Consider the following 5,871-nt stretch of genomic DNA (forward strand, 5'->3'; position numbering starts at 1 on the left):
CCACCCACAACATAACAAAATATTATTTTTTTTTTGTTATTAAAAAAAACAAAAAAAACCCCCCCCCCCCCCCCAACCCACCCCCCGGCGGGGGGGCCCGGGGCGGGGGGGGGGCTTCGTCCAGGGTTCATGGGCGTGAATTCAGCCGGGGCGATCCACTGAGGGCCAAGACTCGGTCGCTCGAAGTGATTGGGTTTTGACCTTACCGGTACTCGAAGATCGACCTGAAAATTCCCGGCGCGATCACCGACAGCGGATTGACGTCCAGTTTCGGCTTGTTGGCATCGCCCCTGAGCCGGTAGGTCACGCCGATCAGCCCGCGATCGCGGCCATTGCCGAGCAGCGCACCGAACAGCGGCAGTTCGCCAAAAATGCGGTTGATGCCGTAGACCGGCATGAAGGTGCCGGTCATGTCCATGTTGTTGTTCTGGTCGTAGAGCGTGCCCTGGAAGGTGGTGCCGATCCGCGGGCCGCGCAGCACGCCATTGGCCAGCTTCAGATAGCCGGCGCCCTTTTCGATCTCGGAAAAGCCGCGCTCGAACTTCACTCTCGACGTGTCGATATTGGCTTTGACGGCTTCGTTGAGGCTGCGGCTGTCACCGGCCGGCGTCGTCGATACGAGCGAGGCGAGTTTCGGCTCGTTGACCACGAAGAAATCATGCGAGTCGACCTGGCCCTTCATCGGCCCATCGCTCGCCCCGGCGAGCGCCAGCGTGATCGAACCGCCCTCCATATGCTCGTAGATGTTGAGGAACCGCAGTATGGCGCCGGCATCGGCCGACGTTACATTGAGGGCACGCCTGCCAGCGCCGGTCGTATTGCTGATGCTTATGGCAGCACCCGAACTTGCCGTGGCGCTCACCTTGAGGCCGTTCACCCTGGAGCCGGCGGCGCTGTAGTCGAGCTTCAGGTTCGACAGTGTCTCGTTGTGGAAGCCGGTCAGGGAATTGACATCGGCGCTCACCGAAATCGCGTCGGAACCCGTGGCCTTGGTGGCGGTGTCGACATCGGACGTGAATTGCTTGATCAGCGAGCGCGCGTCCAACGCGCTGCCGCTGATGTCGATCGCGTAGCCCTTGCCCGATCGTTTCACCGACACGGCAACGTCGTCTCCCCGGTTCAACTTGACGTTGCTGAACCGCGCCGAGGACAGGGCGCCGTTGACCAGCACCACGTCGCCGTCGATCGAAAAAGTCTTTCCATTCAGGTCGAAGTCGGACAGCGTCGTGGTGTCGCCGGACTTGGCCATGGCAAATGTGACATTGGCTGGAATGCCGGGTCCCTTGCTCCAGCCTGCCCAGGGAATGTCCAGCCTGGCATTGGTCAGGTCCGCCGAGACAGTCTCGTTGCCCGTGCCGCTCTTGTCGATCTCAACCTTGACGGTTCCCGAAAGTAGCTCCGACAGGCCAGGCATGGCGGCGGCACGCACCTTGTCGTCGAGCACCAGCGCCACTTTCCGGCTGCGTGGCGGTCCGCCATCCCTGAGCGGTTCGATCAGGTCGAGTTCGGCTGGAATGCCGTTGAGCAGCGCCTTGGCGGAGATCACGGCCTTCTCAGGCTCCACACTGATCGAACCGTCGGCGTCGGTCACCGTCTGGCCTTCGAACGGCTTGCCCAGCGACAGGTCCTTGTAATCGAGCGTCACCAGCCAATCGAGTTTCGACCTGTCGACGCCGGACTGTAGCGGAATGTCCGCCTTGACGTGGCCGGTCACCGTGCCCGACAGATCTTCCGGCAGCAGGCCGACATGGCGCATGGCATTGATCGGATCATAAGAGGCGAGTTCGGCGATTGCGGACGCTTCCCCGGCGACGTCGATATCGAGCGCGCCGATCACCGGCGGGCGGTTCGCCGCCTTGATCGTCATCGTGCCGTTGCTTGCCGCCACCGTGCGGCCGCTGCCCATATAGACGTTGCCCGAGGACAAGGCGATGTCGACGTCGTTGCCGTGGAATTCGGCGACGCCCACGGCATCGCGTATCGGCGGGATGTGGCCGGCCGTATCGAAACGCGATCCCTCGATCTGGAAACGGCCGAACACTTCATCTGATGAAAGCGGGATCCCGTTGCCGAGACGCCCTGGCACAACCTGGAATTGCAGGCTCGCATCGACGACGCGGCCGCCGAACAGGTTCTTCAGCACCCAAAGGCGAACCTTTCGCGCGGAAAACCAGGGCCACAACTGCTTGACATGCGAGACCGGCATGTCGTGGACGTTGAAGGCAACAGATATGCCCGGCACCTTTCCCTCGACGAACTCAACCGAAGCCGTGCCCAGTGCCTCGCTGGCGGTTCCGGACCTGATCCCGATCTGCTCGGCCACGAGCTTGTGGCTCCTGGTCTGGTAGACGCCGGCGACGCGGGCGATGAAATTGAGCGCAGGTTCGGAGGATTCCGAAGGCGCCAGCGTCGAGCCGTCGCTGGTCAGGTCGTAGCGATAGGATGGCTCCTCGCCCGCTGTCCCGGTCGCAGGCTTCGGCCCGATCGAACCAGCGAAATTGAAGATCGAGCGATCGGTTTTCAACAGCAGTTTGTCGACCTGGATCTTGTTCGACCCGGCGACAAGTGTCGCATCCAGATCGGCGTCTGCTGTAAGCGAGCCACGCGAGCCAAAATCGAGCACGGAACCGGCGAACGACAACGAGGCCGTCAGCCGCGACGCGTTCTCGCCGGATCCTTCCGACCCCGCCAGCTTCAAGGCAATCGCACCCAGCGTCCCGCCCGGCGCGGCCGCAGCCTTGTCGGCCTGCGCTATCTCGACGCTGGCATCCAACGCCGTCACGCGCTGTGTCGTCGTATCCCGGGTGGCTGAGGCAGCGATGGTGAGCGCCCTGCCGTCGATATCCGCGTCGGATGAAAACTCCATGCCGCCCGGCCCCGACTGCGCAACGGCGGCATCTGTGATCCTGACCAGTTTGACCGACCCCGCCTCGGGCAGAACGAGGTTGACATTGTGGAGGTCGATCTGGCGCATCGAATCCTCGCGCACCGCATCGAGCGCGTGGTTGATGTTGGCAAAGACCGCATCGGACAGTCTTTCCGGATCGACGAGGCCATCTCCATTGCGCAGTGCCGCCGTCCAGTCGCCGCCCGATGGCAGCGCCGCCATCACGATGCGTGCATCGGAAATCCTGGCGCTGGTGAGCCGCACCTCGCCCGAAAGCAGCGGTATCAGCCTTATGCCGAAGCGGACACGCCCGGCGTCGGCCATTGGCTTGCCGTCGGCGGCTTTGAGGCTGACGTCGCTGACCTGCAGCGCGATGAAGCTCGACCCGTCGAGCGTCAGACGGGCCGGCCCAACCGCAACATCGACGTCGACGCCGGCCAATTTCTCGATGGCCGCTTCCGCTTCGGCCCGCAGCCGCTCGGCGCCGAAACCGGACATGCCGATCGCATACACAGCGACAGCGGCCAGCAGCACAAGGGCCATAAGGCCGGCAAACAGCCGCGCAAGAATACGAACGCCGCGGCCGATCGACGCCTGGCCGAGCGGCGGTACGCGGCACGCGGACGGGAAGGCAGCCAGGTCGGTGATCTCATCACGCCTGAATCTGATCTTCTCGTGCTGCGGCTGCTCCTGATCCACGCAATTTTCCGTTGAACGAACTCGACCGGTGGACGAATCCCAGTTTCACATTATATCGATGCGGCTTGGCGCGTAACCACAAACAAGGGCATCGATATGGCTGATCTCGACGTCGGCGAGCTGGCGCCGCAATTCGATCTTCCCCGCGACGGCGGCGGATCGCTCAGCCTCGCGGCCTTCCTCGGAAAGCCGGTCGTGCTTTACATCTATCCGCAGGACGACACCACCGGCTGTACCAATGAGGCGATCGGCTTTTCGCAGCTGAAGCCGGAATTCGAAAAACTCGGCGCCGCCGTCATCGGCCTGTCGCCGGACAGCGCACGGAAGCACGACAAGTTCAAATCGAAATACGGCCTCGCCGTCGATCTCGTCGCCGACGAGGAGCGCAAGGTAATCGAAGCCTATCATCTGTGGGTCGAGAAGAAGCTCTATGGCCGCCGCTATATGGGCGTCGAGCGTGCAACTTTCCTGATCGGCGGCGACGGGCGGATTGCCAGGATCTGGCGAAACGTTCGCGTCAAAGGCCATGCCGAGGCGGTGCTGGAGGCCGTGCGCGCGCTTTGACGGCAACGTCGGCTGTGGGCCTGATAACCCCATGTGAGCATGAGGCGCCGAAGCCTGCACCTCATGCCCTCACACCAATCCGGCTGCAACCCATGGGCTGCAAGGAGCTGCGCGCTAGCAACCGACCGTTAACCTTAATGATGTGTAATCAGGCTTGTCGTTGGTGTCGTAACGAAAGCTTGGTCCCGTGAACGTAGCCAGTCAGTCAACGGTCTTCGGCAGGCGCAAGGAGCCCCACACTGTCATTATCGCCCGGGGCAACGAGATAAGGCATTTCACCATACGGCCATGGGCAGCCGCATTTTGCGGCTCCGCGCTGGCGGCGGTGGCCATAGGCTATCTGCTGGCGACCTCCTACCTCGTGCTGCGCGACGACCTAATCGGCGCAACCACGGCACGGCAGGCGCGCATGCAGCAGGCCTATGAGGACCGCATCTCCGCATTGCGCGCCCAGGTCGACCGGATCACCAGCCGGCAGCTTCTCGACCAGCAGCTCATGGAAACCAAGGTTGGCGAACTGCTGGAACGACAGACCCAGCTCAGCCTGCGCCATGGCCGCCTCGGCCCGCTCCTCGAACGCAGCGAGAGCGACGTCGGAACGTCGCCTCCCGCTGGCACTGCTGCGTCGGCAAAGCCGGACGAACGCGCCGAGGTGACCGACGCCCAGCCGCGGGCCTATTCGGTTGCCAGCGTCGGCGCCAACCTTGGCGCCGGCGACACCAGGCCGTTCTCGCTGTGGTCGACGCGCTCCGATCCGCTGCCGAGCGACACGGCGGCCGATCGTACCGACAGACTGTTCGTATCGATCAACGAGTCGCTCAAGGTGATAGAGAGCCAGCAGCTCACCCGCATCACCACGCTTGCCGACAACGCCTACAGAAACGCCGATGCAATTTCTCAGGCGCTCGAGGCGGCTGGCCTGCCGGTCGACAGCGATTTCGGCAAGAGCGATGCCGGCGGTCCGCTGATACCGCTCGACAGTTCGATGACGTTCGACAGCAAGGTCAAAGAACTCGACGAGGCGCTGGACGCGCTCGATCGTCTGAAGACGGAGGCGCGAAGGCTGCCGCTTGCCAACCCCGCCCCCGGTCGCTCGGTCACCAGCCCGTTTGGCGTGCGCACCGACCCGCTGCTCGGCACCGCCGCGCTGCATTCAGGGATGGATTTCAGGGCGCCGACCGGAATGCCCGCCAAGGTCACGGCGCCCGGCATCGTCGTCAAGGCCGGCTGGAACGGCGGCTATGGCCGCATGGTCGAGGTCGACCATGGCAACGGCTTTGCGACGCGCTATGGGCATCTCAGCAAAATCAACGTGACCGTCGGCAAGAGGCTCAACGCCGGCGATGTCATCGGCATGACCGGCAGCAGCGGCCGCTCGACCGGCCCGCATCTGCATTACGAGATCCGCCACAACGGCGAAGCCATCGACCCGCTACGCTTCCTCAGGGTCGGCAAGAAGGTCGCGCAGTATCTCTGATCTAATTCCCTGGCATAGTTGCAGCCTGTCGTGCCGACCATCTCCCCCATTGCGGCAGGGCAATCGTATTTGGATTTTTGCGAAGGTGGACCCCCACCCTAACCCTCCCCACAGGGGGGAGGGAACGCTGCCGCGCGCCTCTACTTTCCTTTTGGCGCGCCGGAAGACAGGCAATTTGCCGAGGTCAGCGCCAGCGGAAGTCTCCCTCCCCCTTGTGGGGAGGGGTTAGGGGTGGGGGTACATC

3 protein-coding genes are annotated in these 5,871 nt (G+C 63.3%); 2 read left to right on the top strand and 1 reads right to left on the bottom strand.

The window, feature by feature from the left end:
- Positions 1 to 202 precede the first annotated feature (202 nt).
- Positions 203 to 3,586 (bottom strand): hypothetical protein, encoded by a 3,384-nt coding sequence (locus AC0L3I_RS34270; protein WP_473529871.1) that lies wholly within the window; start codon positions 3,584 to 3,586, stop codon positions 203 to 205.
- Positions 3,587 to 3,682: 96 nt separating this feature from the next.
- Here AC0L3I_RS34270 and AC0L3I_RS34275 point away from each other — a divergent pair, with 96 nt between their 5' ends.
- Positions 3,683 to 4,150, top strand: coding sequence for a peroxiredoxin (locus AC0L3I_RS34275; RefSeq protein WP_473529872.1), 468 nt, complete (start codon positions 3,683 to 3,685; stop codon positions 4,148 to 4,150).
- Between the two features lie 187 nt (positions 4,151 to 4,337).
- Positions 4,338 to 5,627 carry a M23 family metallopeptidase gene (locus AC0L3I_RS34280; RefSeq protein ID WP_473529873.1) on the top strand — a complete coding sequence of 430 codons (1,290 nt, stop codon included), beginning with the start codon at positions 4,338 to 4,340 and terminating at the stop codon, positions 5,625 to 5,627.
- The last annotated feature ends 244 nt before the right edge of the window (positions 5,628 to 5,871 follow it).

Source organism: Mesorhizobium sp. WSM4840, assembly GCF_055811755.1.